Raw genomic sequence first — 24,519 nt, forward strand, 5'->3', positions numbered from 1 at the left:
AGAAAGGACAGACATCCTTTTACAATTTTTAAAAACGAAATATAACAATTATCCATATGATCCCACTAAATATACCTTTAATCCCTTTTTCTTCAACAAACATAAAAAACCGAGCTGCACTCATGCACAGCTCGGTTTTTTATAATATTTATTTCATATTCCCATAAATATAATTCTTATATAAAATTTATTTATTTTTAATAAAATTATTATTTTACATAATTAAATTAAATTTCTTCCGTTTCTTTACGATAGCTTACAACTAATTCATAGTTTTGAAAGTACGAAAGATCATCAAAATCTATAAAAATAAACTACCGTCTTTCTCAACTGACACTATTTCCCCATCTGATTTCTCAGAAATAATCCCTAAAGAATATCCGGGCTGAATTGAGCTATTTCCTCCGTACCTTACAATACATCAAATAGATTCATCATGCTTTATACGCAATTCTTCCTTAAAGCATCGTCGAGCATCATGTTCAATTGAAATTTTCATCTTCGCTCTTCCTGTTTACGCAAAATCCTTTTTGCCTAATCTTTGTTTTACAAAAATGACAAATATAATTAAAGCTATTAATCCTGAAATTGCACTACCTGCGAATAAAATACGGTAACCAAACATTTGTGAAACAACTCCAAGTAAAATCGCACCTAATCCAATACCTAAATCAAATGCAGTAAAGAATGAAGCGTTAGCAACTCCTCTTTTACTAGGATCAACAATTGTCAGCATCGCTGCTTGTAAAGCGGGCTGTGCTGAACCGAATCCAACACCATATAATGCCGCTGCAATCATTACACCTATCAAACCATTTGAAATCGTTAGTACAACTATCGCTAAAATAGTAATACATAGTGCCGGAAGTATGATAAAAACTTCTCCATACTTATCTAATAGTTTTCCTGAAATAGGTCGTACAATTGTTAAAGCAATTGCATATACAAGAAAGAATGTCCCAGGATTCACATCAATTGATGACGCGAATAACGGTAAAAATGTTGTTATTCCTCCATATGCAAATGATAAAAAGAAAACAACAACCGTTATTGATAAAACGGATTTTTCAAACAGCTGAATTTTCCCTTTTTCTTTTTGTGGCGTGAATGGCATTTTCGTTATTAACGATAATACGACTGCCATAAAGGATAAAAGAGTTGCTAACAAGAATAGACCATGAAATGAATAATTTTGTACAACCCATAATCCAATCATCGGGCCAATTGCCATCGCGATTGTCATCGCCATGCCATACCAGCCCATCCCTTCACCACGACGTGAATCTGGAATAATATCAGTTATCGCTGTTCCAACTGCTGTTGTAGAAACAGCCCACGTCACTCCGTGAATAACGCGTAAAACAGCTAAAAGGGCAATAGTCGATGCTAAATTATACGAATACATCGTTATCCCAAAAAAGATGAGTCCGAAAATAATAAAAGATCTTCTACCATATTGATCTAACATTCCTCCAATAATCGGTCGTATTACAACCGCAGCTATTGTAAACATTCCCATCATCAGTCCAACTTGTGATTCATTTCCACCAATCTCTTTAATAAAGAGCGGGAGCGTTGGAACAAGTAAATAAAACCCTGTAAATAAAAATAACATCGCGATAGTCATTTGAATAAATGATTTCGTCCATAATCGTTCCATTAAAATTCCTCCATAAACACGTAAAATATTGCAATCAACATATCAATGGTATATTTTTCATGTTCCCTTGCCCTCCGCTAATAGACGTATCTTTTCATAATAAATGGTCTATCCTCAATTTAAGTTGGTCTTACGACTTTATACCTATGTTTTAAGCAAAAACCCTATATATGTACCTTTATATGTTCTAAAAGAATATACTATTTTATTATTAAACTTAGGAGTGATCGTTTCATGTGGATATCACCAAGAATAACCGCCGTTGTCCCATCAGCTCCCTCAATACATGTTCCTGCCGTTCATACAGCTAGTTCTGATGTTGGTATCGAACTTCCTGCCGCTTGGCAACATTATCAATCGCCTGACCAAGTCACCCCTTCATTTTGGCATCATGGTACACACCCTAGTAGTAGTACTACTTTTTATAGCCCTAGTTATCCAATACCACCAACTCAAATTTTTTATCATTTCCCATCAATTTACTTTCAAAATTTCTATGGTACTTTTAACATTTAAAAATAATATTAACCTTTATAATATAAAAAGCACCAAAGGAACCGTTTTATCGGTACCTTTGGTGCTTTTATATACATTACTTATTGTCCATTATTGGCAGGGACTTCTCCTGTGTTCCCGCCAGTAGTTGGTGGCGTTGTTGCTGGTGGCGTTGGAGTTGTATTCCCTTGGCCTCCTCCACCGTTAGTCGGTGGGGTAGTATTTCCTTGATCCCCACCGTTGTTCGGTGGCGTTGTATTCCCTTGGCCTCCACCATTGTTCGGTGGTGTTGTATTTCCTTGGCCTCCACCATCGTTCGGTGGTGTTGTATTTCCTTGGCCTCCACCATTGTTCGGTGGTGTTGTATTTCCTTGGCCATTTCCATTATTTTGTTCATTTTTCTTATTTAATTCATCCTGTTTCTTTTGCTCTTCTTGCTTCTTTAGCTCTTCTTGTTTCTTAAGTTCATCTTGTTTCTTTTGCTCTTCTTGTTTCTTAAGTTCTTCCTGTTTCTTTAATTCTTCTTGCTTTTTCTCTTCTTCAGTTTTTTGCTGTTGGTCTTGTTTTGGTTGTTCCGTTGTATCCGGTACGCTCGTATTTGGAGATGAATCACGTTTTTCACCTTTTATACGTAACTCACTACCTTCTTGAATAACACTACTTGGCATTTTAAAGCGTGATTTATCTGTAGCCATCTTGCTCATCATTTCTTTAAAGATCAACTGTGCAATTTTCGTATTTTTACTACTAATATACTCGTCTTTACCATCTTTCGTATATCCAGTCCATACTGCCATCGTATATTGCGGTGTATATCCTGCAAACCAACTATCACGAGTTGCACTTTCTGGAATTCCATATTGTGCTAGTTGTTTTGAAGAATAGTTAGTTGTACCTGTTTTACCAGCTACATCTAAAGAGGCCACATTTGCCGATGTACCAGTACCTGATGTAACTACAGAACGAAGCATATCAGTAATCATATATGCTGTAGAATCCGCCATAACTGGTTTTGGTTTTTGTCCAAAACTTTGTGACTTGCCGTCTGGATAAACTACTTTCTTAACAAAATGCGGCTTCGTATACTTACCGTCATTCCCAAATGCCGCATAAGCACCTGCAATTTCAGTTGGTGACGCTTCATTTGTACCGATCGCTGTTGATTCTGTCGGTGCTACATTAAATGTAATACCTAATTTCTCAGAGAACTCTTTCGATTTACTAATACCTACCTCTTTAGCTGTTTTAATAGCTGGGATATTACGTGACTTTGTTAGTGCTTCACGCATTGAGATTGGCCCTAAATGACTTCTATCTGCATTTCTCACTTCTTGGCCAGTTGAATACTTAAATGGAGAGTCATCGATTTGATGATACGTAGCCCATTTTAAATATTCAATAGCCGGTGCATAATCAAAGATTGGCTTCATAGTTGAACCAGCTGCACGATCTAATTCAATCGCCATATTATGCCCTTTAAATACTGCTTTATTTTCACCACGACCACTACCTATAGCACGAACTTCACCAGTTTTTGTATCCATAAATGTGAAAGCCCCTTGGAACTTATCGTTTGGATAATTAATAATATTTGCATTTAAAAGCTGATCAGCAAAATCTTGCGCTTTTGGATCCAAAGTTGTATAAATTTCTAAACCGTCAGATCCAATATTAACATCTGGTATTTCTTTTTCTACTTCTTTCACAACTGCATCCATAAATGCAGTATGTGGCATCGCTTGTAGTTCAGCTGCACTCTTAATATTTTTATCCACTGGTACTTTCGATGCTTCTTCCATTTCTGCCTTTGTAATATAACCATGTCGATTCATTAACCCTAGTACAGTATTTCTTCTTTCTGTTGCCCTTTGAACATTTTCTTTTTTCGTTGGGTCATAGTTATTCGGTGCTTTTGGTAAACCGGCAAGCATCGCAACTTCTGGTAATGTTAAATCTTTCAATTCTTTACCGTAGTAGTTTTGTGCTGCTGTTGCGATTCCATATGAACGATTACCTAAATTAATTTTATTTAAATACATCTCTAAAATTTCATGTTTTGAATACTGTTGTTCTAGCTTATAGGCTAAATATATTTCCTGAACTTTACGTTTTGACGTTTTTTCCATCGATAAGAAGTAGTTTTTAATAACTTGCTGCGTTATCGTACTACCACCTTGAGAGCCATAATCTCCCTTAAGACTAACTAAAACTGCACGAGCAGTACCTTTAAAATCTACTCCGCTATGCTCATAAAAACGCGAATCTTCTGTTGCTAAAAATGCATTTTCTACCAATTTAGGGATTTGATCATACGTAACATTCGTCCGCTTTTCTTTCCCATATTCATATACCAAATTCCCGTCTTTATCATAAATTTTTGAGGATAACGGATTAACAAGTTTTGGTGCATCCTTAATCATTACGAAAAAGGTAGCAACCCCTGCCACTAATCCTACAATACCAAGTAGTAAACAACTGATTAAAAATTTACGAAAAAACGATGTTTTACCTTTTGGTTTTGTTTTTTTAGAAGCTGGCTGTTTTTTCTTTTGAACTTGTCGTCGCTCCTCTCGAGAACGATAATTTTCTGACATGTTACTTTCTCCTGCCTTTCAATTCTCCCGTTGATTTACTTGAAAATATTGAGGTCACTTTCCCAAATACATTTAATCAAGAAAGTATATTGACCTGGATCATTCAATATTTTCCCAATTCACAGATTATACATTTTAGAATACTTCTTATACAAACTATTTTCACTTCTATTTTTTCTAATAATACTGCCCCTTAAAGCATAGAATGTAAGAAGTGAATTTTTAATACCTCGTATAAATAATATACCTTTTTTTCAAATGGTCAATATTTTCTTATTTATAAATCAAAGGTGAAATAAAAATAGCACAACGATATGTACTTCGTGTGAACTTCCTTATAATTACGTATAACAAACATTTAATATATTGCATATAAGTATAATACTCCTTTAATTATTAGGATTTCAACACGACAATCCCCTTCTCTACAAGAAACCATCTAAAATGAAAAATAAGGAGTTGCGTAATGATGAAGCTATCTCCCGTTATTTCAAAAAAATTAGTTGCTGTTGGCTATAATCCTTTTTCTATGATTTTACGTATTCAACTAAAGAATGGTATGTATGATTTCTTTAATGTGCCAGAAAGCATTTACACCGGTTTATTAAACGCACACTCTAAAAGTTATTATCATAATACTTATATTAAAAATTCTTACCGCTATACTAAAATTTAAACTTGATTGACATACAAAAAAGAAAGGCGAATCAAATCCCCTTTCTTTTTTGTATGTCAATCGCAATTTACCTTCTATTTCTTTTATTAATTTCATCATACGCTTGAACTTGTTTTTTAAGTCGCCTGTCGGCTTTTTTATCATGTACGACAAGAACTGCGTGTATCGCGCCTGGAACCCAAAAAATTAAGGTTAAAATGAAATTAATAATCGCTTGAAACGGCTTTCCGCAAAATAAAACAGCTACCGGCGGAAGTAAAATTGCTAATAAGTACATCATGTCTGAAAAACTCCTTAATGTTTATTTTTCGATTCTTCCCCATCCATCTCCTACACTATCAAACCTATGAAATCATGTTATTTCTAAAAGCGTATATAAGAACTCATCATTACAAAAATCACATATAATAGTATAACTAAATGAGAAGCCTCTCACTAACGTTAACAAGTTATTTTCACCTGTTCATTTATATGTATATTCTACGCCTATATGAAAAAGCCTACAAAAACAATTAACACATCCATCTTGTCCTACTTCTAAAATTGAAATACTCCAAACTTCATTGAAATGAGTATTTCATCACCTTTTCTTAGTTTCCAATCGTTGTTCCTCTACTATTTCGGTTAATCCAATTGCTGAAATTACAGTACCTATTGCCTGTATCCAAATACCTATTAGCCCTATTATACGTTGATCTTCTTTATCTATATTACTGTCTTCTTTTCCCTTTTCTTCTTTTGGTATATTTTTAATACCTTCATATGCTTGTAATCCCGCACCTAAACTTTGCATTGAATTCCCTAATACGATAATCCACTGTATTCCATTTATCTCATTCAATGCTACTTCTACTCCTAAAAAAGCGCCAATTGATTGCAAACTATTTCCAGTAATTATAAGGAAATCATTTTCTTTCATTTGTTCATTGAGATTAAAATACGTTCCTATTACATTTGAAATATTACCTAAAGCTAATAACTCAATCCCCGTTTTCGCTAGCGCTTTATTTTTATTATCTATAGTTACCTCTTGCTTCTCACATTTATCTTCATCTTTCGCATCATTAGTTGCTATAATTTGTAATATATATCCGAGAGCTTGTAATGAACTCCCTACAATAACGAGATCCGACTCAATCTTTTCTTCTCCTGCAAACCCTCTAGTTGTTCCAATTGCCGCTATAAGATTTCCTCCAACTTGAAACCATGCCCCTGTCAATTCTAAATCGCGTAGGTTCATTTTCCATCACCTATATTAAAATTTTCTAGTACATTCGAAATAAACAAATATCACCTTTAATTCATTATTCTATTTTTCATATGTAATTTTGTGCATCACATAATGTACTAATAATACAAAAGAGCACCTTTCTGGCGCTCTTTTTGACAAGGAGTTTCTCAATGAATGTATGCCGGACATGTCAATGACTCACCGTTTTTATCTATTGATATATTTAATATATAATGAATTGCTTTATGTGACCACATTTCAGGTGTAGGAGATTCTTTTACATATTGAGGTGCACATAAGTGAAGCATTGGAGTGCTAATACTGCCACCTGGATCTAAAGCAACTACTGCCATACCATTTGGTAGTTCCATTGCCATTGACTGCGTGATACCTTCAACAGCAAACTTCGAGGCACAATATGGCGCAAGTTCAGCCTCGCCTTCTCTTCCCCAACTAGAGCTCATGTTAATAATAATTCCTTCTTTCCTAGCTATCATCGCCGGGACGAACGCCCTAATGACATTTACTACCCCGTTCACATTTACACTCATTACACTTTCAAATTCTTGTGCGGTAACTTTCCATAGAGGTGCATTTTGATTAACAATCGATGCATTATTTATTAACATATCGGGAGCCCTATACTTATTAAGAATACGACTTGCCCATTTACTAACTTGGTGATGATTTGAAACATCAATTATTTGAAAATCATGTGAAGCACCGTAATATTTATTAAGCTCTTCAATTTTATTTTTTGAGCGTCCACACCCTGCTATGTTCCACCCCAATTCATGAAACCTATCAACCATTGCACGTCCTAACCCTTGCGTTACTCCAGTAATAATTACAAGTTTCCCAATGTCGTTTCGCTCCAACTTCATCTCCTCCTTTCCATTAATATTACTCTTTTTATTCTTATTCAACTTCTCACTTAAGTATCAATTCATTTCATACTTTAGAAGTATTTTTGATATTACATATTACAAACAAAAAGAGTAACCATCATAGTTACTCTTTTTGTTTGTATCGTTATTATTTTTAAATTGTATCTTCTATTCCCTACATTTCTCACATCGATAAATATAGGTTACACCTTAATGAAAGTATATTTATGTTTACGGTTCGATTTATCCAAATACTTTTCAATCCACTTTTTCAACTTAACAGAGCCCACCTCTATCAATAAATTTCCACCTAGTCTTATAACATACTTTTATTTAAATTCTCAATCTCATTTTGCAACTTTTTAAATTGCTCAAAATGCATTGTTATAGATTGAATACTATTCCTTTCAACATTTTGCTTTACTAATAAAACGCCTGTATCGTGAAAAATTGCTTCAAGTTCTTTCCTTATAGATACTTTCGTAATATATGCGGTTTTAATTGCCGATAAAATTGCTATTTCATTAAACTTTAATTTTATTTCATTAGGACAAAATGCTTTTTCGATCAATGTGACATCATTACTATAAATATAAGCAACAAGTTTACTTGATTCTGCATCTGTTAAATCCACTGTTTTTATAACATTATCCATTACATTTTGTCTTCTTTAATTCCATATATATTAATTATTCAAATTTATTCTTTTTAAAATTCAGCTCTTCATTAATTTTAACATACTTTTTGCTCGATTGATTAAACAAAGCTTCAAACATTTTTCTATTCCGGAATATTTGTCAAATGAACCAATTAGACTATACCTTCATATAGTAATGCAAACAATTACTTATAAAGTAGGTGAAAATTATGCCCTCAGTTGTTGGGAATTTAGTTGTACAAAATAGTAACGGATCTTTCAACTTAGGTGATTTCTACAATGTTTCTCCAAAAGAGAATACGAAAGCTTATAACGGCTCTGGCGCATCTAACGTTGGTTTCGTAGTGAACACTTTTAGTGGGGTTAGCGCGACTAATACATTTGATTCTGATCTAGCAGATCAAAACCAAGTTGGTACGGCCTAACCAGATCTGTAATCATTTTTGTATAACATTTTAAAATTTGTCTATACTATACTCAGGCTGATACACAGCTATCATTGATTTTTTGAGTGCCAATCTTTTTCTCCCTTTCCCTGGGGCTAAGCAGCTAGCTTGCAGCTAGCTGCTTTTTCATTTAGTTCTTCACCTCTTCAAAAAATTAGGTTTTAACAGGTAGCCTGACTCACAGCCGAATTTTGAGGTGTGAATCTGCCTGTCCGTAAATAGCTAGATAAATTAAAGAAGCTAAACTTCAAAATTCAGCTTCTTTTAGGTTACATCAATTATGTCCATTGCAGAAAATATATATGTTTTATAAAATGCATCTGTACATTTTACAATTTGTTGAATTGGATTTATATGAACCACTGTCATATAACTCGTAAGTATGTATCCTTCTTCAAAATATGTCACTAACATCTCTTCTTCAGACAATAATGAAGTTAATAATTTGTCTGAAATGCTGTCTTTCGCTTCATTTGTTATTAGCGGTCTTTGGACTTTTAATTTCTCTCCAATAATTTTTTTCATACTTAATAATTGTTCCGACATTACTGTAAACGGAACCCACTCTCTTCCTTTTTCCTGTATCTTTACATAATTCATTTTCTTTACTCCTCAATTTTCTATATCTATCCATTCTTGAACTACCCCACTTTCACTTCGTTTAGAAGTGGGGGATTCCTAAGTAAAGAGTTCTATCGAACTCTACTTTATTAGGCTATCTCCGCAGTCCTTGCGGTTAGAAGCCTTATCGCTTCATTCTTTAGATTGATACTTGCGTTAATATCCCTATCATGATGTGTACTACAAGAAGGGCAGTCCCATTTACGTAGGTTTAGATTTTTAACGTCTTTGTTTTGATATCTACAACAAGAACATAATTGGCTTGAAGCAAATGTTTTCGATACGACAATGACTTGTTTGCCGTATCATTTTGCTTTATATTCCAACATGGTTCGAAACTGTGACCATGATACCTCACTAATTTCACTTCTAAATACACTTTATCCATCTCTTATTTATATGTAGCGTAGCTTTCCAATTCAAAACTATTTATGAATTTGTAGAAATCTCCACTCCGAAAGAACATTCGTTCTAATTATACACGAACGAACGTTCTTACGGAAGTGCAACATGTAAATTTTTCAAACAAAATGCAACTTTAATATATGAAGTTTATTCATACTCATTTATTACTCCCTTTTATTAATCAAATTTCTTTGCACTTCCTATCGCATCATAGAATACGTGTAGCAACAATAAAAGCGACTCCACCTAATGTGAAGTCGCTTTTATTGAACTAATTATATTTCTAATTTTACTTTTCTATCCTAACTAACGTTCTTTCTGGAATACAAATTTCAGCTATATCTCATTAACCATCCTTCAACAAAAGCATACACTTTTATTATGAACGAACTCACAAAGCTTTAGAAACTTATGATGTAAAACAATTCATTCCTCATAAGTTTCATACATATCGACAATTACTACCATTTATCCTGCTATTTGTAGGCAGTAAGATTCACACTCATCAATTTTTCACTTTCTTTATTGAATATGCTTGGGTTGCATTATAATATGTAATTCTCTTTCTGTTTCTGTTTTTTTCGGATTCCGATAATATTCCAGTTTATATTCTAATACTTCATACTCAACCATCCCAATCTTTATCCCTTTTGTTTCTTTTAATACAGCTAATAGAACGCTTATATTTTCATTAGATGATTCAAAAATTTTCCCTCCGCCTTCTCTCTTAAAAATAACTTTCATATATTCTCCCCCAAATTAATTTAATAATCTAGTAAATATAAAAATATTCATCCTATTTTAATAAAGTGAAGGCTAATAATCAGTGGGGGTTTTGTCCATCATCCACTGATTATTAGCCTTCACCAATCGGGCTTTTACGAGCAGTAAGACTCCCACAAATAGCGGGATAAATAATTCTTATCATCATTAAGAACATCCTTTTGTACTAAATGTTCTACATGTCACTTCCTATAAAGTTAATTTATACTCCAATAAATATGATATGTACCATTCTTTAAATTATGTCCTCAATTCACTCTCCACGAAAATATATTTAGTTTATATTTAACAAAATTAATTAACTAAAACATTATCATTTCAATATTTTACGAATTTAATTGCTTATTCCTTTTATCTACATCCAAATTTTCCTATTGTAATTCTTAATATTTAAATGTAATATTGTATTGTCTTACTATCTATTTATAACTCACACACTAACGCGAAAAGGGAACTCTATATGAGTTCCCTTTTCTATTGAAAACAAAAAAACAGAAATATAGCATTATGCTAAATCTCTGTTTTTCTTCTAAACCTTATTTCTCATCTAAGAATTTAAATGTATCTTTAAATTCTTTATCTGTTACTTTAATATCTGCTTCTTTCAATAGATCATTGATTACTTGTTGTTTCCATTTACCTGTCGCATCTTGCAGTCTTTGTTGTTCTAAATCTTTTCGAATCGTATCTTTTACTTCATCAAATGGTTTCAATTCTTTTTTATCCGTCACTTTTATTATATGATAACCATAAGATGTTTTTATTGGCTCACTTACTTGTCCTGCATCTAATTTATACGCAGCTTCCTCAAACTCTTTCACAGTTTGACCAGGAGCAAAACCAGCTATTTCTCCGCCCTGTTCCTTTGAACCAGTATCTTCCGAATACTGTTTCGCTAAAGCAGTAAAATCTTCACCATTATTTATTTTCTCTTTTACTTCTTTCGCAGTTTTTTCATCTTTCACTAAAATGTGACTTACCTTCATTTCAGGTTTATGGTTATCTTTCACATCTTTATCTGTGACAGTCGCTCTAATCGCTTTCTCAAGTGCAATTTCTGGCTTCATTCTCTCTTTTAATTCATCTTCATTCTTTAATCCTACTTGCTCTAAAGCAACTTTAAACTTGTCACCCATTTGTTCCTTCGCTGCTTCTACTTGTTTTTTAGCTTCTTCATCTGAAACTTTATATTTATCTAGCAATGCCTTATTTAACATCATTTGAGATAAAGTACTTTTTCCATATGTTTGCCTTAATTCTTTACTTAACTCTTTCTCTGTCACGTTTCCTACTTTTGATGTTGCAACATTTTCTGAGGAACCACACGCAGACAATGTTAGCGCCACACATGCAATAATAGTTCCCATAAATAGCTTTTTCTTTTTCAATTCAAATACCTCACTTTGATAAATGTATATTAGGAACTATACAGCGCTATTGTGAAATCAATGTGTTTTCTGCAAGTATTTCTCTTCATGCCAGAGACAAGCTTTATTAAATAAAAAAGCCGGCATAAAGCCGACTTTTTTATTTAATCTGCACATGTTCTTCTTTGATCCATTTGTTCCCACCTATATCTATATATCCATCTTGACGATTCCAAATACGATAAGGGACCTTCCCATCGACCGCACCTGTATCATTCCCGTTTGGCCCATCGTACGTTCTAATTTCATATCCAGGTGTGTACTTTGAATATGCATAAAACCATTGTACATTAAAATGTTCTAACTTAGCCCACTGTTGTTCACCACCTAAACAAATCATATCTTTTTCGCCACCTCCCCAATAACCTTTATAGATTAAATATGGGATTTTTTTCGTAAGTCTTCCTATAAATTGCGGATTCGCAGGATTTTCATATAAATTAATTCCGTATCCATCATCATATTTTGAAACTGCAATACCAATTCCATTTGGTTGCTTACTGTCTCCAATACTAGATTGATTTGTTTGATTTGAACCTATAAACCAAGAAAGATTTTTATTCCCAATTAATTGATTCAAATCACATTTTCCAATACCAGGAACATTTCCTGAATCAGTATATTGCCAAATATCACAAGGATATGCTGGTTTATTCCCTCCATAACGAGGAATCCAAATAAAATCAGCATCAATATTGCGAGCTCCAAATGATACATACGTGTGATGTCCTACATATAAACCAATTTTTTTTGCACCTAATCGGCGTAATTCATCAATAAATGCTTGAGTCCCGCCTTGCATATCTACCATTGTTTGAACTTCTACATCTGCCACCCAAAATTTAGCGTTTTTATCGCCACGATTCCAAAAATCTTGCGCTTCTTTTTTTGCATCTGAAATAGATATAAAACGGCAAAATGCATAATTCCCAAATGGGATACTACGTTTCTTCATTTCTTTCACATAACCTTGATACATAAAATCGACCGTATTCGAACCATCTTGAACTCTAGCAATAACTAAATCTAGCTGAGACGCTGCAATATCCCAATTAATATTTCCATTCCATTTCGAAATATCTACAATATAACCCATTACTAATCAACTCCTTTTTATTATCTTATTCAAAGCTTGTTTTATTGCTAGACCCATACGCCTAATAGCAAGCTTCTATAAGACAAATAAATATATTTTCATCATTTTTTAAAACTAAATAATTTCTTTTTATCCATAATAAATAAGTCCTTCTTTTTTTCATTTGTAAACGATAAACTTGCGTTTATTTCATACTAAATATTGAGATAAAACTATAAATAATGTACATACTACATATAAGCAATTTTTGCTTATACTCATGAATGACCTCCAAGATTTTTCAATCTCCCTGTAAAAAGGCAGCTAAAAAAAGCTGCCTTTTTACAATTTATTATATAGAGACAAGTTAATTAACGCTTATTCCCTCATATTAGTCTGTTTTTAAGCTTTTTATAAACATGATATATATTTTTTCACAACACTATTTTGATACGTAATAGAAATTACATCAACTCATACAGTATATGTAATAATCAACTACAATAAAAATTACATATTATATTAATATGTCTTCCTAATTAAAAGGAAATAAACATATAACCTCTGTTATGTAAGGAGTTTATTTAATGAAAAAAATCCCTATCGTATTCAAAGTTCCCCCGAATTCAAAGCTAAAAGTTACATTCTATGGTCCTTGTAACGAAGTAATTACAAATGTATCTTTAATTAATCAACTACTCACCCCTACCTGCCAAACTGTATCTCAATATCCAGACTTCAAGAAATATATAACTGAAGTCCGATCATTATCAAATTGTTAATCGTATAATTTTATGATTTATCATTTCGAACAGTACGATAACAAAATAATAAAAAGAGCCGCATCTTTCAAAAGAAACGGCTCTTTTTCATTTCACAAAACATGACTTCATTAAAAAACTAAAATAACTCATTAATTGATATTCTGTTGATATTTTATTGATATTTTACACATATTACTGAAATGCGCATATATTATCGTATGGAGATTCTCCACTCATAAAACCTATCTTTTTTTGAGCATACTTTATTTGTATGCTCCTTTTTTATTCTTTACTTAACGGCTTACCCTGTTAATATTTCCAAATATCATCTGAACGAACATTGAATATTTCAATTCTTTTTTATTATGTGCTATGAATATAAGTTTAATAATTTATCTGTAGCTACATTTTCAGTATCACTTAAATCGACAAAATAATGAAGTTGCCACAATTGACTCTTCTTAGCTTGATTACTAATAGGTTTATCCCAAATAGGGTAAACCCTCATAGCCATTTTCCCTTTTTGATTTTGAGTTTTTAATATTTTTTCTTTTAGAAGAATCTCTTTTGGAAAAATAAATTGTCCTAGTTTATTATCCGCTATACAAGTGATAACTAAAAGGTTAGGAGCTGAATCATAAGAAAATGCCTGATTGCTCATAGAGGCATTCTTCTCCCAAAAAGAAACAAATTGTCCAATCTTATTAGGCGTAATTTTTGATACCCTAAATCGGATGCTTCTATTATTTAGCTGGAATACCCCTCCTGCATATTCTGAATTTTGCTTTTCTTCTTTTCGTTTAGTAATTAATAGATTATTAGGTTTGTAAATCATTTCATCTAGTTTTTCAATTATATTACTAAAATTTGTCATGTAAACGCACCTTTTTTATTTTCCAGTATACCAAGAACATTCGTTCTTGTATATTAAACTTAAACAAATGTTGGCTTTGAATAGTCGTTCAAAGATTATTTTATCTACTCCATCCATAACTTCAAATTTACTTTTATAGTATTTATTACATTACTCTTCCAATTCCTTGTATTCTTCATTATTTCATTAATATATTAATAAAAAACGAGGTACATATTACATGAATCCATCCAAAATTGACTTCGGCTCCATAGAGCAACCTTTATTCCTATTAATTTTATATCTTATCGCAATTCTTTTAACACTCGGCATTACATTTAGTATATGTCATTCCCTTTTACTAAATTTAAATGCACCGAGATGGGTAGCAAAACTGTTAGCTATCGTATTAACTCTAGGTGTTGCTTATCAAGTGTTTATGAACTTATTTTAATATATTACCAATTTAACACCTTTAACTAAAAGGCCCTACCATAAGGTAGAGCCTTTTTCAAAAAAATAGTCCATAAATCACAAACATGTCTTTTATTTTATTGGAGATGGGAATCTTGCAGCCTCAAAATGAGAACCGTCTTCTGTACTACTAATAACCCCATCTATACTACTTTGTGCAAAAATCTCGACAATATCACCTGCATGTAATTGAAGTATTGTTGAAACACTTACGACATTACCGAAATTTATTGGACCAAAAAAGTCGTTATCTATAGCAATTGCCGCATTTCCATTCACTCGAACTTCTACACGCGCTCTATAATTTAAATTTGTATCGTTCGGAAAGAAACCAATCGTCCCAATTACGGAATAAACTCCTCTAGTCTTCGGAGTAAAATCTGATGTTGCTGGGTTATATTCGTTCGCTAAATCAAATTGTTCATTTTGAAATAATACTTTAACAAAAGTATTAGCTGGAAGGTTTTGATTAACTGTATTTACAGCTCTAAAAGCAGATGCTCTTACAAGGTTATTCTCCTTATGATCGCAAGAACAGTCATCACATCTTTTACCGCACTTATTATAATAATCACTTCTTTTTTTACAGCAATCATGATTTTTCTTTTGGTAACTCTCACAATTCTTACAGTAGTAATAACAAGACATATATAGTGCTCCTTTCTAATCTACTACTGCATAATATGTATGCTAGACTTGGAAAGTTTGGACAGGTTATTGCGATTACAAAAATAAAAATGCTCCACCATAAGGCAGAGCGAAGAGAAAGTATAACTTTTAAAAACAAAGCACTCATGTAATATTCTGGTTAAATCAGTAATACAAATTATCTAGTTTCATCAACTCGGATTTTCAGAAAAAACTCCTCTGTACGATTTTTTTATTATTGAATAGATTATATTGTTAAGTAAGATATGCAATATTTCATATTTTATTATTTCAATATTCCTTTATTATCGTTGAGTTGTAAACATTCTCTTAAAAACACTTTAAAATCAACACTTACTCTATAACAAATACTTTTTCATCCTTCAGAATTACCTGTAAGCATTATATTCAAATATTATTATTGTAAATTATTGACCTGTACAAACGTATAATTTTTGTGTATCCTATGGACAAGGAGTAAGGTAAGAGTTACTCTTTGCCATTTTAGGAAAGGCCCTGTTGGAGACAACAGGGCCTTTTTTCATAAACTAAATCGGTAACATCCCCTAACTAGTAAGCTTTCTTTACCTAAACATCATGCATTTCTTTTTGCATACACCGCTACTCTTCTTCGACTGTTTCGTTTACAATCATCAGACACTATTTAACAGTACATAGTTCATTTATCCAGCACTTTCAAAACAGCTTGTACACCGTTAAAATACTTCATGCACTACAAATAAATTATCCGTTCTTGTACAGGATGAGTATAAATTTTGGAATGTCCTGATATTAAATTACTTACAAGGTTTCATACCACTTATACTTTTGGAGACGGGAATCTTGCAGCTTCAAAATGCGTACTATCTTCTACATTACTAATAACTCCAGCTACGCTACTTTGTGCAAAAATTTCGACTAAATCCCCTGCACTCAATTGAATTATGGATGAAACAGCTACAACATTAGCAAAGTTTATTGGACCAAAAAAATCATTATCTATTTCATAGACACCATTTATCAAACACTCCATGTTTCTTCACACCTTGAATATTTTTTAAATAAAAATACATACTATTTTCAAGCCGTGGTATCCACGGCTAGTACTTCTTTCTTTTGTTACAGTAGTAAGCAGGCAGGTTCTTCACCTATCTGCTTTCTCTGTATATTTTTTTAGATATCGAAAATACTACCTACAAGCTGTTTGAACTAGCAGCTTCACTCTTCTTGTAATGGGAAAGCAATTTATCACAATTAGCTAACTCATTCAACTCACAGGCAGACAACCAAAATTGTTGTCTGCTTTTTGTATGGAATTTTTCATTTTGCATATACTACTTTTGAGCCTGTTTACCAACGCAAGCCATTTTGGTGTTTTGAATTCCGACTAAGCTTTTATGTTGCATAGATTATTACATATTTGACAACACTGGTTAAAAGCGCGTTTTCTGGTTATTCGTAGTTCTAGTCCAGAATAATTTTCCTTCTATAAAGGACAGCAGGTACGACTGCTCGTCTTTTTTTATTGCCCCAAATACTTTTGTAACAATTCCAACGCTTCATTAATGCTCCCATTTAAATCATCAAGTTCAGCATCTTCTGGACACTCCTGCAAAATCACTACCGCTCGACTTATGACATCTTGTAACTTTTCGATATCGATAGAAGTTGTAATAATTCCCTCTTGTTCTTGCGGATCAGCTTTGCCGTAGCCATTGTGCATGGACATCGGGTTTTCTAGCATCTAGCTCACCTCCTTAAAAAATGCAGGATTCTCCTTTCCATTATCGAATTAGTAATGTTTGAAAAGGGGGTGTAATATGGCAGAAATTAAAGTAGGACTTACACAATTTTTAGACTTCACACTGAAAAGTAGTGCAGCTAAAACAAACTTTGTAAAAAATCTAAAATCTCAACCGGAATACCAACCAGCTTTTGATTACTGGAAACAATTACGAGACACTGTTATTAAATTTCATCAAAACGAACTACCTTTTGAATGTTTCGAAACATTAGTGCAAACGGTTGATCAGAAGAAAAAGCAAAACTACATTGATGTCATAAAACAGTACAAAAAATTTATTAAAAACAAAGACGTCTCTTGGTTCGATCCAGGTAAATCACATTGGATATCAGATGATTTAATCGTCCGCTCATCACCTGAACTCGGTTTGCTCATTAATGATGAGCCACATCTTATCAAACTGTTTTTCAAAGGAAAAAAAGAGCGAATTGATAAATACAACATCAACTCAACGCTGACATTATTAAAAGAATCGACATTTTCAAATGAACATAACGATGTGAATTATACGGTTCTTAACATCCAAAAGAACAGAATGTATACGAATAACTCTATTAATAATGATCATTTAATAGCGCTTGAATCAGAAGCTAACCAGCTTTGTTATATATGGAATAAGATGTAAAGAGTACTATTCATCTCTTTCAATACCTTTTCCATGCATAATTTGGGCACAATTTTCACAGATCCTATCAGTTTCGTTTAATTGAAGCTCACCTTCTTGTTCCTCACAAACAATGCAGGGTGGGCGTTTTTTCGAAAATAGTTTCTTTAACCATTTCCGCATCCTAACTCACCTCCTCCGAAAGAGTGATATAATGAGCTCTCTCCACTAAATCAGCGTTAACACCCTAGCTTTTTAACCGACGAAGAAGATCTTCGTTTTTTAGAACATGCAAAAGAAAACCGTTATTATATCGCTTATCTTCTTGCTATTACATGTGGAATGCGTAAAGGTGAAATCTTAGGTCTACAATGGAAAGAGATTGCTGATTTTACCTGACATTACTTTAATGGCACTAAATGACCATCTGCAAAAAATCTCTGAGGAAAAAGAGCGATATGATGAAAGCTATAATGACTACGATTTGGTCTGCCGTTTCAGAAGTTTGACACAGCTCTGGAAAAAGCTTATAAAGAAAAGTGAGGTTCCTGATATTCGGTTCCATGTTCTGAGACATACTCGTGTAACAATTATGTTAAAACAAAGTATACATCCGAAGATTGTAAGTGAACGATTAGGACATAAAAGAGTAGGCATCACATTGGAAACCTACTCACATGTTGTACCAGGACTTCAGGAAACTGCGGTGGATCAATTTGCAAACGAATTATTCGGAAAGAAAAACTTTTGTTAGAAGTTTTCGTTTCTAGGCAAAAACACCGCCTAAATAACCCCAAATATTATAAGTGAAAAAGGAGCAACAAAACATGAAAGAAATCAAAGCTGAACAAGAATTCAAAGACATCATCGCAAGCGAGGAGCCAGTAGTTGTTAAGTTCTTTACTACATGGTGCCCAGATTGCGTGCGTATGGACAACTTTATCGGAGATGTAATGGAAGAGTTCAATAAATTTGAATGGTATTCTATTAATAAAGATGAGTTCCCAAGTATTGCTGAAGAGTATCAAGTAATGGGTATTCCAAGCCTACTTGTATATCAAAATAGCGAAAAGTTAGGTCACTTACATAGTGCAAATGCAAAAACGGAAGAGCAAGTTACTGAGTTTTTAGAAGCATACTAAGAAACGAAAAACCTCTGAAAAATCATCAGAGGTTTTTTTCGTTTTCAAATTGTTCTTTGCCTTTGTCTCTTTCTGGAAAGTGAATATTATAATGCTTTCTCCTCTTCTTATTGAAGAATTTTGTTATCATTTCTTATATATTACTCACATGAGGAATTACAAAGAGTCATTTTGCGAAAAATATATATGAAAAAAATTTTGAGAATCATTATTCTCGCCCTCTTTCCATTTGCCATAATCATCATTAATTGTTTAATAAATTTCCACTTTGTACTTTTCAACATATTTTTCCTTAACGAAACTTTGTTATCCCCTTCTTAAAAAGCTATAAAACGTCAACAATGTTTGTATAGACCCACACGAGTTTCGTTTGATACTCTATGTATAGAAAGAAATTCCTTGTAGAAAGGCGAGTGATTAAAATGGATTCTCTTTCTCATAAAGAAGCTGATAAAGGTGCTATTGTCAGCATTATAGCCTACATATTTTTATCCTCTATGAAAATCATCATCAGTTATATTACCCTCTCTAGCGCATTACGTGCTGACGGTTTGAATAACTTAACGGATATTGGTGCTTCTTTAGCAATATTAATTGGCCTGAAAATTTCTCGTAAGCCTCGTGACCCAGATCATCCATATGGGCATTCGCGTGCAGAACAAATCGCATCACTTGTTGCTTCCTTTATTATGGCAACGGTTGGATTAGAAGTTGTTATTAGTGCAATTCAATCGTTTTTCAATCCGAAACAAGCAGCACCTAATGTACTTGCTGCATGGGTGGCTTTATTTTCTGCTGTCGTTATGTACGGTGTATACAAGTATACGAAAAAGATTGCAATGCGAACAAAAAGTAAATCATTAGAGGCTGCTGCAAAAGATAATTTATCAGATGCTCTTGTAAGTATTGGTACAGTAGTAGGTATAGTCGGAGCACAGTTCCAAATGCCTATTTTGGACCCTATTGCTGCTTTACTTGTCGGTCTTATTATTTGTAAGACCGCGTGGGAAATTTTCGTTGAAGCTTCTCATATGCTAACGGATGGAATTGATCCTGAAAAAATGGATGAATACGCTGATGCTATAGGGCATATTTCAGGTGTAGAACATATTGTAGATATTCGTGCTCGTATGTATGGGAACCAAACGTATGTGGATATTACAATTGAAGTAGATGCTCGAATGGATGTTAGCGAAAGCCATTGTATTACTGACAATATTGAAGATATGCTTCGAAAAAAATTCGGAATTTACCATGCTCATATTCATGTGGAGCCCATGCAAAAAGAACCTATTATGACATAGGTTCTTTTTTAATGAACGCCTTATGAAATATAATACATAAAACGAGCCAGCTACCGCCCGCTGCCCATCCGGCTAATATGTCAGATGGATAGTGTACGCCAAGATAAATTCGGCTAACTGAAATAGATAATACAACGAAGCTTGCTATAAAAATAATCAGCAACTTTTTATGCAATGAAATACGATCTTCTGTAATTGTGACGTATGCAATAAATCCTAAAAAAGCAGTAGCATTCATCGTATGACCGCTCGGAAAGCTATATCCAGTTGCTGTAACAAGCTGCGTCACATCAGGTCGTGCTCGTTCATACCATAGTTTGAGCATACTGTTCAAATAACGTGATCCGTAATAATTAATTGTTAGAAGTAATGCACTTAATATTTTTTTTCTAAGAAGAAAATACATTACAAGTATAATGAGTAACGGGAAATATATTCTTTTTGAACCGATAAAGGACACCCAAGTAAAATAGGTTGTCAAATACTCGTTTCGGAAACTTTGAATAAAGTGTGCGACTACATTATCAAATTTTTCAATACAAGCGGTATGATACGAAAGTGATAGTGCGACAAAACAAATGAGTAGTGTACAACTTAACAAGTATAAATGTCGGTATCGTTTCACATACATAACCTCACTATGCAAAAAAATGGAGCGGTTGTTTTAGTTTTCCTCTCCATTTCTTTTTTATGCATAGTTTATTAAAAAATATTATTGTTAATTTTTTGCTGCATCGTTGGAATATCTTCGCTTGTTACTGTAAAGCGAATAACCTTCTCATCAAGATCAAGCGCTTCTGCGAATAAACTAGCCAATCCACGTGATTTTCTATCTACTTCCATAATAATTTCTAATCGATCGTGGGCACTTGGCAAAATTAATAATTCTAATTCATCTAATTTCCCATAATACTCTCCGGAAACTGGAATAAACTCAAATTCTTGCGCGAATGGAACTTGCTTACGTAATCGATACGGTAATTCTTCGCATTCTATATGACGCGCTTTAAAACCTAATTGATTTACACTATTTAATACACTGTTCAATAGCGCATTCGGCAATACTTGAATATAATCACGGTCACTTGGATCAATACTACGTTTAATATCAAGACCTGTATGAACCCAAACCGTTTTCATTCCAAGTGTTAGTGGTGCTTCAATTGGCATTAAAAACGAAAATGGAATTTCCACTTTTTCATTTGGCTCTACAGAAAATGGATCTGTTAAACGAACTCGCTCTAAATCATACGATGCAGTTACTTTTTTATCATCCACTTCTCTTACATATGACGTCGACAACGTTAAGTAAATGCTTTCAATTTCTTGGCTAACTGAACCTCCAGTTATATGAACCTTCCCTACTATCTCTTCTCCAACTGTATACTCATCTCTTTCAAGAACGGTATCTACTTTTGCACTACCAATACCAACACTTGCTAAAAACTTTTGAAACATGGGGTCTCCATCCTTTCTAAAGCGTAAGCTACATCTTTTTTCAAATCTTGTACATTTTCATAGTATGGCGCTTTCATTTGTAACATTCGCATCAGCATGTCGCGATTATATTCTTCCAGCACTAACTCTTCATACCAAGGTTTTTCCTTTTTTTCAGTCGATTGATAACTAGCATACAATAAAAATAATACGAAATGACCGAGCGCATAAAAGTCGCTACGAAAGTGAACTTCTCGCATCAAAGCTTGTTCACCTTCATAAGTTATAGCACGCTCATCACCCTCACCTTTCAATTTAGCCAATCCAAAATCAATAATACTAATCTGATTTTCTTTCATTAATATGTTTGGAATACGTAAATCTCGGTGAATGATACCTTTACTATGAAAATACGAAACAATTCCTAGTACTTCATATAAAATTTCAAAAACTTCACGTTCATCATATACTTGCCCATCTAAGAAAATATGATCTTCGAAATTTTCCCCCGGCATATACTCCATCACAAAAAAGTTCTTTTTCTCCCATATGAAATGATCATGTAGATTAGGAATTGACGCATGATTTAATGTTTGTAAAATCACTTTCTCTTGCTCAAATGATTTTCTACCAGACTCATATCTTTGTTTACTTTTCCTTAATTGTTTTAAGACTTTATATTTATTTATTTGTAAATCATTAACGACATATGTAACCCCATAACTGCCCATTCCAATTACTGATTCAATCTTATAACGCTCTGCAACGATTGTATTTTTTCGCAGTGGTCTATCAAATAAAGCTAGTATACGACGCCATTTCATCAGCTACTTGAAAAGAAGCTACGGCTTTTACGTTTTCTTTTATAATGCTGATGCCCATAACCAGATGAACGTCGTTTATAGTCGCTACTTGAATACGAGCGCCCTCTATGACGATAATCACTACTTGAATACGAACGATGTTTTTTCTTTCCTAATAAAGAATCAATAATTTTTTTGAACATCCCTTCACCTCTTGTATAAAATTTTCTTTTAATTATACCAACAATTCTTGTCTATATTTGTGACAAGTTTGTAAAGAGTAAAAAACGACGAGTTAAGCCCGCCGTTACTTTCAATCTTCCTCTTCATCAAAAACTTCATCAATCATGCATTTCTCTAATAAATACTCAAATGTAATATCTGCCAGGTCCTCAATTTCTTCTCTTTTTGGAACGTACCCTCTTTCAATTAGTCGCTCATAAAAAAACTCCGCAATCTCTTCCGTGTCAATTACGACTTCAATTTCCTTCATGAGCATCACTCCTTTATTTCTGTTTTATGAAAAAATCTCAAAATTATGTATATGAGATTAGAAAAATAGTTTTTCTTTTTTTATAAGTCATATCATGTAGGTAAAGGGCATACGATGTTAGTACAAGCTATCCAAAGGGGGAAATAATAATGGAATACCAATACGAAGTAGAGCAAACAAAAGAAGAGTTCATGCATGAAGATCAATGGGCAGACTCTCTTATTAAATGGCTTTTTATTTTTTTAATAATTGTAGGCATACCTTATACTGCATATGTTGTTGTTCAATTTATTCTCTCTTTCTAGTTAACTATTTTTTCTCTGTCAATTTAACTAAATAATTTTGAACAACATCCATAACAATTTTATATTCTTCATCTTTAAATGTATCGAATAATAAATGATAATCATTATAAATATCTAATAACCCATCAATAATTTCTTGGCGATTCGTCTTTACACTTACTTTTTTCGAATTGTTAATTGACTTCAATTTTCCTAAATCTAATTTATTCATACCAGCCTTATCTTGTTTCATTTTCTTCAAAATTGCATTTGCCGTTTGTGCATTGGCAAGTAATGTTAAATCTGATTCATCAGCTTCTAACCATTCACCATCAGTAATTCGTGACAATTCATATATAGTATCTTCCCATGCATCATTTTTATATCTCCATACTTCTGTACGAAAACCAACAATACGAAAAACATCTTTATCATATCCAGTTACTTGCACGAGATCACCAAACGTAAAGTTATAATTTAATTCAATCCACTCTGTGTCGCCCTTTTTCATTTCTTGCTCTGTAACATGCTGCAAAGTTTGTTCTACATAAAATCCATCGTGATTATTTACTTCGTATACGTAAACTCCATCTAAAACTTTCATATTTGTAACTTTCCCAACGGTTCCATATAGCGTAATCACGACTATGTCCCCTACGTTATATTTAGGTTGTTTTTTTCTTGCCATCAATATCTCTCCTTTTTTAAACGTCGTGATTTTGATAACAGTATATGCAACCTACATAAAAACGCTTATCACAGAAGCTTATATTCATAAATTTTTTCAATAAAAAAGTAGAATTTGTATATAACTTAAAAAAGCTAGTATTTAAACTAGCTTTCACTTTTTATTTATGTTCTAACAGCAAGACGTATTGTAAATAAAAAAGCATAATGAATACTTCACTTCTTTCAAAGTAATGTATTCATTATGCTTTCATTTTCCTAAAA

The 24,519-nt window shown here is 33.0% G+C and carries 30 protein-coding genes and 3 pseudogenes; 10 read left to right on the forward strand and 23 right to left on the reverse strand.

Going from position 1 to position 24,519, the window contains the following annotated elements; translation table 11 throughout:
• Positions 1 to 227: 227 nt before the first annotated feature.
• Together BG05_RS31155 and BG05_RS20180 are read right to left on the reverse strand one after the other, a co-directional pair.
• Positions 228 to 499: pseudogene (locus BG05_RS31155) on the reverse strand (HesB/YadR/YfhF family protein).
• A gap of 15 nt (positions 500 to 514) precedes the next feature.
• Entirely contained in the window at positions 515 to 1,660 is a 1,146-nt protein-coding gene (locus BG05_RS20180) for an MFS transporter (RefSeq protein ID WP_002168450.1), read from the reverse strand.
• Between the two features lie 234 nt (positions 1,661 to 1,894).
• Here BG05_RS20180 and BG05_RS20185 point away from each other — a divergent pair, with 234 nt between their 5' ends.
• The gene (locus tag BG05_RS20185; RefSeq protein ID WP_033733949.1) at positions 1,895 to 2,176 is read left to right on the forward strand and encodes a hypothetical protein; all 282 of its coding nucleotides are present in this window, start codon (positions 1,895 to 1,897) and stop codon (positions 2,174 to 2,176) included.
• An 80-nt stretch (positions 2,177 to 2,256) separates the two neighbouring features.
• Here BG05_RS20185 and BG05_RS20190 read toward each other — a convergent pair whose 3' ends face one another.
• Entirely contained in the window at positions 2,257 to 4,749 is a 2,493-nt protein-coding gene (locus BG05_RS20190) for a transglycosylase domain-containing protein (RefSeq protein ID WP_003189071.1), read from the reverse strand.
• A gap of 466 nt (positions 4,750 to 5,215) precedes the next feature.
• Between BG05_RS20190 and BG05_RS20195 the strand changes: the two genes are divergently transcribed.
• A complete protein-coding gene (locus tag BG05_RS20195; RefSeq protein ID WP_002085762.1) occupies positions 5,216 to 5,425 on the forward strand; it encodes a KTSC domain-containing protein in 210 nt (69 codons plus the stop codon).
• 67 nt (positions 5,426 to 5,492) lie between these two features.
• Here the strand turns inward: BG05_RS20195 and BG05_RS20200 are convergent, their stop codons facing one another.
• From BG05_RS20200 to BG05_RS20215, 4 genes are all read right to left on the reverse strand, one after another.
• Entirely contained in the window at positions 5,493 to 5,705 is a 213-nt protein-coding gene (locus tag BG05_RS20200) for a YqaE/Pmp3 family membrane protein (protein ID WP_002085763.1), read from the reverse strand.
• Between the two features lie 300 nt (positions 5,706 to 6,005).
• Positions 6,006 to 6,665, reverse strand: a complete 660-nt coding sequence (locus tag BG05_RS20205; protein WP_002185920.1) for a DUF6944 family repetitive protein — start codon at positions 6,663 to 6,665, stop codon at positions 6,006 to 6,008.
• A 158-nt stretch (positions 6,666 to 6,823) separates the two neighbouring features.
• Positions 6,824 to 7,534, reverse strand: coding sequence for an SDR family oxidoreductase (locus tag BG05_RS20210; RefSeq protein WP_002085764.1), 711 nt, complete (start codon positions 7,532 to 7,534; stop codon positions 6,824 to 6,826).
• 325 nt (positions 7,535 to 7,859) lie between these two features.
• Positions 7,860 to 8,198: a hypothetical protein gene (locus tag BG05_RS20215; RefSeq protein ID WP_002127270.1), complete on the reverse strand. Its 339-nt coding sequence runs from the start codon at positions 8,196 to 8,198 to the stop codon at positions 7,860 to 7,862.
• A 212-nt stretch (positions 8,199 to 8,410) separates the two neighbouring features.
• Between BG05_RS20215 and gerPF the strand changes: the two genes are divergently transcribed.
• Complete coding sequence (gene gerPF, locus BG05_RS20220) at positions 8,411 to 8,626, forward strand: spore germination protein GerPF (RefSeq protein ID WP_001141569.1); 216 nt, start codon at positions 8,411 to 8,413, stop codon at positions 8,624 to 8,626.
• Between the two features lie 285 nt (positions 8,627 to 8,911).
• Here gerPF and BG05_RS20225 read toward each other — a convergent pair whose 3' ends face one another.
• The 5 genes and pseudogenes from BG05_RS20225 to BG05_RS20240 form a co-directional block, all read right to left on the reverse strand.
• A complete protein-coding gene (locus BG05_RS20225) occupies positions 8,912 to 9,247 on the reverse strand; it encodes a YolD-like family protein (protein WP_002085766.1) in 336 nt (111 codons plus the stop codon).
• Positions 9,248 to 9,357: 110 nt separating this feature from the next.
• Positions 9,358 to 9,630, reverse strand: a pseudogene (locus tag BG05_RS29970) (zinc ribbon domain-containing protein); the annotation flags it as partial.
• Between the two features lie 565 nt (positions 9,631 to 10,195).
• Complete coding sequence (locus tag BG05_RS20230) at positions 10,196 to 10,417, reverse strand: hypothetical protein (protein ID WP_002012623.1); 222 nt, start codon at positions 10,415 to 10,417, stop codon at positions 10,196 to 10,198.
• 575 nt (positions 10,418 to 10,992) lie between these two features.
• Complete coding sequence (locus BG05_RS20235; protein ID WP_002031835.1) at positions 10,993 to 11,844, reverse strand: peptidylprolyl isomerase PrsA; 852 nt, start codon at positions 11,842 to 11,844, stop codon at positions 10,993 to 10,995.
• A 139-nt stretch (positions 11,845 to 11,983) separates the two neighbouring features.
• Positions 11,984 to 12,979: a glycoside hydrolase family 25 protein gene (locus BG05_RS20240; RefSeq protein ID WP_002136170.1), complete on the reverse strand. Its 996-nt coding sequence runs from the start codon at positions 12,977 to 12,979 to the stop codon at positions 11,984 to 11,986.
• A 566-nt stretch (positions 12,980 to 13,545) separates the two neighbouring features.
• Here BG05_RS20240 and BG05_RS20245 point away from each other — a divergent pair.
• Entirely contained in the window at positions 13,546 to 13,740 is a 195-nt protein-coding gene (locus tag BG05_RS20245; protein WP_002085768.1) for a hypothetical protein, read from the forward strand.
• A gap of 352 nt (positions 13,741 to 14,092) precedes the next feature.
• Here BG05_RS20245 and BG05_RS20250 read toward each other — a convergent pair whose 3' ends face one another.
• A complete protein-coding gene (locus BG05_RS20250; protein WP_002012628.1) occupies positions 14,093 to 14,596 on the reverse strand; it encodes a MepB family protein in 504 nt (167 codons plus the stop codon).
• A 220-nt stretch (positions 14,597 to 14,816) separates the two neighbouring features.
• On the opposite strand from BG05_RS20250, the gene BG05_RS20255 reads away from it, so the two are divergent.
• On the forward strand, positions 14,817 to 15,029 hold the full coding sequence (locus BG05_RS20255) for a hypothetical protein (protein WP_002012629.1): 213 nt from the start codon (positions 14,817 to 14,819) through the stop codon (positions 15,027 to 15,029).
• 92 nt (positions 15,030 to 15,121) lie between these two features.
• Here the strand turns inward: BG05_RS20255 and BG05_RS20260 are convergent, their stop codons facing one another.
• From BG05_RS20260 to BG05_RS20270, 3 genes and pseudogenes are all read right to left on the reverse strand, one after another.
• Positions 15,122 to 15,697 carry a C1q-like domain-containing protein gene (locus tag BG05_RS20260; RefSeq protein ID WP_002127263.1) on the reverse strand — a complete coding sequence of 192 codons (576 nt, stop codon included), beginning with the start codon at positions 15,695 to 15,697 and terminating at the stop codon, positions 15,122 to 15,124.
• Between the two features lie 820 nt (positions 15,698 to 16,517).
• Positions 16,518 to 16,703: pseudogene (locus BG05_RS20265) on the reverse strand (hypothetical protein); the annotation flags it as partial.
• A gap of 516 nt (positions 16,704 to 17,219) precedes the next feature.
• Complete coding sequence (locus tag BG05_RS20270; protein ID WP_002085775.1) at positions 17,220 to 17,441, reverse strand: hypothetical protein; 222 nt, start codon at positions 17,439 to 17,441, stop codon at positions 17,220 to 17,222.
• A gap of 76 nt (positions 17,442 to 17,517) precedes the next feature.
• Here BG05_RS20270 and BG05_RS20275 point away from each other — a divergent pair, with 76 nt between their 5' ends.
• A complete protein-coding gene (locus BG05_RS20275; RefSeq protein ID WP_003189056.1) occupies positions 17,518 to 18,126 on the forward strand; it encodes a hypothetical protein in 609 nt (202 codons plus the stop codon).
• 6 nt (positions 18,127 to 18,132) lie between these two features.
• On the opposite strand, the gene BG05_RS31160 is transcribed toward BG05_RS20275, so the two are convergent.
• On the reverse strand, positions 18,133 to 18,288 hold the full coding sequence (locus tag BG05_RS31160) for a hypothetical protein (RefSeq protein WP_002127258.1): 156 nt from the start codon (positions 18,286 to 18,288) through the stop codon (positions 18,133 to 18,135).
• Between the two features lie 199 nt (positions 18,289 to 18,487).
• Between BG05_RS31160 and BG05_RS20280 the strand changes: the two genes are divergently transcribed.
• From BG05_RS20280 to BG05_RS20290, 3 genes are all read left to right on the forward strand, one after another.
• On the forward strand, positions 18,488 to 18,859 hold the full coding sequence (locus BG05_RS20280; RefSeq protein ID WP_002085781.1) for a tyrosine-type recombinase/integrase: 372 nt from the start codon (positions 18,488 to 18,490) through the stop codon (positions 18,857 to 18,859).
• A gap of 73 nt (positions 18,860 to 18,932) precedes the next feature.
• Positions 18,933 to 19,247 (forward strand): thioredoxin family protein, encoded by a 315-nt coding sequence (locus BG05_RS20285; RefSeq protein ID WP_033733947.1) that lies wholly within the window; start codon positions 18,933 to 18,935, stop codon positions 19,245 to 19,247.
• 422 nt (positions 19,248 to 19,669) lie between these two features.
• On the forward strand, positions 19,670 to 20,551 hold the full coding sequence (locus tag BG05_RS20290) for a cation diffusion facilitator family transporter (RefSeq protein WP_002085782.1): 882 nt from the start codon (positions 19,670 to 19,672) through the stop codon (positions 20,549 to 20,551).
• Here BG05_RS20290 and BG05_RS20295 read toward each other — a convergent pair.
• The 5 genes from BG05_RS20295 to BG05_RS20315 all read right to left on the reverse strand — a co-directional run bounded on the left by BG05_RS20295 (position 20,541) and on the right by BG05_RS20315 (position 23,284).
• On the reverse strand, positions 20,541 to 21,176 hold the full coding sequence (locus BG05_RS20295) for a phosphatase PAP2 family protein (RefSeq protein WP_002127255.1): 636 nt from the start codon (positions 21,174 to 21,176) through the stop codon (positions 20,541 to 20,543). The two genes, BG05_RS20290 and BG05_RS20295, sit on opposite strands and share 11 nt — an antisense overlap.
• A gap of 77 nt (positions 21,177 to 21,253) precedes the next feature.
• Positions 21,254 to 22,009, reverse strand: a complete 756-nt coding sequence (locus BG05_RS20300) for a sporulation protein (protein ID WP_033733945.1) — start codon at positions 22,007 to 22,009, stop codon at positions 21,254 to 21,256.
• Positions 21,991 to 22,812 (reverse strand): serine/threonine protein kinase, encoded by an 822-nt coding sequence (locus tag BG05_RS20305; RefSeq protein ID WP_002127253.1) that lies wholly within the window; start codon positions 22,810 to 22,812, stop codon positions 21,991 to 21,993. The genes BG05_RS20300 and BG05_RS20305 overlap by 19 nt, the downstream gene beginning before the upstream one ends.
• Positions 22,812 to 22,994, reverse strand: a complete 183-nt coding sequence (locus BG05_RS20310) for a hypothetical protein (RefSeq protein WP_000473368.1) — start codon at positions 22,992 to 22,994, stop codon at positions 22,812 to 22,814. Before BG05_RS20310 ends, BG05_RS20305 begins: the two co-directional genes overlap by 1 nt.
• 110 nt (positions 22,995 to 23,104) lie before the next feature.
• The gene (locus tag BG05_RS20315) at positions 23,105 to 23,284 is read right to left on the reverse strand and encodes a YozD family protein (RefSeq protein WP_002012644.1); all 180 of its coding nucleotides are present in this window, start codon (positions 23,282 to 23,284) and stop codon (positions 23,105 to 23,107) included.
• 149 nt (positions 23,285 to 23,433) lie between these two features.
• Here BG05_RS20315 and BG05_RS29975 point away from each other — a divergent pair, with 149 nt between their 5' ends.
• Positions 23,434 to 23,589: a DUF3930 family protein gene (locus tag BG05_RS29975; RefSeq protein WP_002018281.1), complete on the forward strand. Its 156-nt coding sequence runs from the start codon at positions 23,434 to 23,436 to the stop codon at positions 23,587 to 23,589.
• A 4-nt stretch (positions 23,590 to 23,593) separates the two neighbouring features.
• Here BG05_RS29975 and BG05_RS20320 read toward each other — a convergent pair whose 3' ends face one another.
• A complete protein-coding gene (locus BG05_RS20320) occupies positions 23,594 to 24,256 on the reverse strand; it encodes a hypothetical protein (RefSeq protein WP_002012647.1) in 663 nt (220 codons plus the stop codon).
• Positions 24,257 to 24,519 lie beyond the last annotated feature (263 nt).

Source organism: Bacillus mycoides, from assembly GCF_000832605.1.
In the GTDB taxonomy this organism is placed as follows: Bacteria; Bacillota; Bacilli; order Bacillales; family Bacillaceae_G; genus Bacillus_A; species Bacillus_A mycoides.

Bases quoted from the DNA above. Each gene is read 5' to 3' on its own strand.
- BG05_RS20180 (WP_002168450.1), bottom strand. From the start codon at position 1,660: ATGGAACGATTATGGACGAAATCATTTATTCAAATGACTATCGCGATG.
- BG05_RS20185 (WP_033733949.1), top strand. From the start codon at position 1,895: ATGTGGATATCACCAAGAATAACCGCCGTTGTCCCATCAGCTCCCTCA.
- BG05_RS20190 (WP_003189071.1), bottom strand. From the start codon at position 4,749: ATGTCAGAAAATTATCGTTCTCGAGAGGAGCGACGACAAGTTCAAAAG.
- BG05_RS20195 (WP_002085762.1), top strand. From the start codon at position 5,216: ATGATGAAGCTATCTCCCGTTATTTCAAAAAAATTAGTTGCTGTTGGC.
- BG05_RS20200 (WP_002085763.1), bottom strand. From the start codon at position 5,705: ATGATGTACTTATTAGCAATTTTACTTCCGCCGGTAGCTGTTTTATTT.
- BG05_RS20205 (WP_002185920.1), bottom strand. From the start codon at position 6,665: ATGAACCTACGCGATTTAGAATTGACAGGGGCATGGTTTCAAGTTGGA.
- BG05_RS20215 (WP_002127270.1), bottom strand. From the start codon at position 8,198: ATGGATAATGTTATAAAAACAGTGGATTTAACAGATGCAGAATCAAGT.
- gerPF (WP_001141569.1), top strand. From the start codon at position 8,411: ATGCCCTCAGTTGTTGGGAATTTAGTTGTACAAAATAGTAACGGATCT.
- BG05_RS20225 (WP_002085766.1), bottom strand. From the start codon at position 9,247: ATGAATTATGTAAAGATACAGGAAAAAGGAAGAGAGTGGGTTCCGTTT.
- BG05_RS20230 (WP_002012623.1), bottom strand. From the start codon at position 10,417: ATGAAAGTTATTTTTAAGAGAGAAGGCGGAGGGAAAATTTTTGAATCA.
- BG05_RS20240 (WP_002136170.1), bottom strand. From the start codon at position 12,979: ATGGGTTATATTGTAGATATTTCGAAATGGAATGGAAATATTAATTGG.
- BG05_RS20245 (WP_002085768.1), top strand. From the start codon at position 13,546: ATGAAAAAAATCCCTATCGTATTCAAAGTTCCCCCGAATTCAAAGCTA.
- BG05_RS20250 (WP_002012628.1), bottom strand. From the start codon at position 14,596: ATGACAAATTTTAGTAATATAATTGAAAAACTAGATGAAATGATTTAC.
- BG05_RS20255 (WP_002012629.1), top strand. From the start codon at position 14,817: ATGAATCCATCCAAAATTGACTTCGGCTCCATAGAGCAACCTTTATTC.
- BG05_RS20260 (WP_002127263.1), bottom strand. From the start codon at position 15,697: ATGTCTTGTTATTACTACTGTAAGAATTGTGAGAGTTACCAAAAGAAA.
- BG05_RS20270 (WP_002085775.1), bottom strand. From the start codon at position 17,441: ATGCTAGAAAACCCGATGTCCATGCACAATGGCTACGGCAAAGCTGAT.
- BG05_RS20275 (WP_003189056.1), top strand. From the start codon at position 17,518: ATGGCAGAAATTAAAGTAGGACTTACACAATTTTTAGACTTCACACTG.
- BG05_RS31160 (WP_002127258.1), bottom strand. From the start codon at position 18,288: ATGCGGAAATGGTTAAAGAAACTATTTTCGAAAAAACGCCCACCCTGC.
- BG05_RS20285 (WP_033733947.1), top strand. From the start codon at position 18,933: ATGAAAGAAATCAAAGCTGAACAAGAATTCAAAGACATCATCGCAAGC.
- BG05_RS20290 (WP_002085782.1), top strand. From the start codon at position 19,670: ATGGATTCTCTTTCTCATAAAGAAGCTGATAAAGGTGCTATTGTCAGC.
- BG05_RS20300 (WP_033733945.1), bottom strand. From the start codon at position 22,009: ATGTTTCAAAAGTTTTTAGCAAGTGTTGGTATTGGTAGTGCAAAAGTA.
- BG05_RS20305 (WP_002127253.1), bottom strand. From the start codon at position 22,812: ATGAAATGGCGTCGTATACTAGCTTTATTTGATAGACCACTGCGAAAA.
- BG05_RS20310 (WP_000473368.1), bottom strand. From the start codon at position 22,994: ATGTTCAAAAAAATTATTGATTCTTTATTAGGAAAGAAAAAACATCGT.
- BG05_RS20315 (WP_002012644.1), bottom strand. From the start codon at position 23,284: ATGAAGGAAATTGAAGTCGTAATTGACACGGAAGAGATTGCGGAGTTT.
- BG05_RS29975 (WP_002018281.1), top strand. From the start codon at position 23,434: ATGGAATACCAATACGAAGTAGAGCAAACAAAAGAAGAGTTCATGCAT.
- BG05_RS20320 (WP_002012647.1), bottom strand. From the start codon at position 24,256: ATGGCAAGAAAAAAACAACCTAAATATAACGTAGGGGACATAGTCGTG.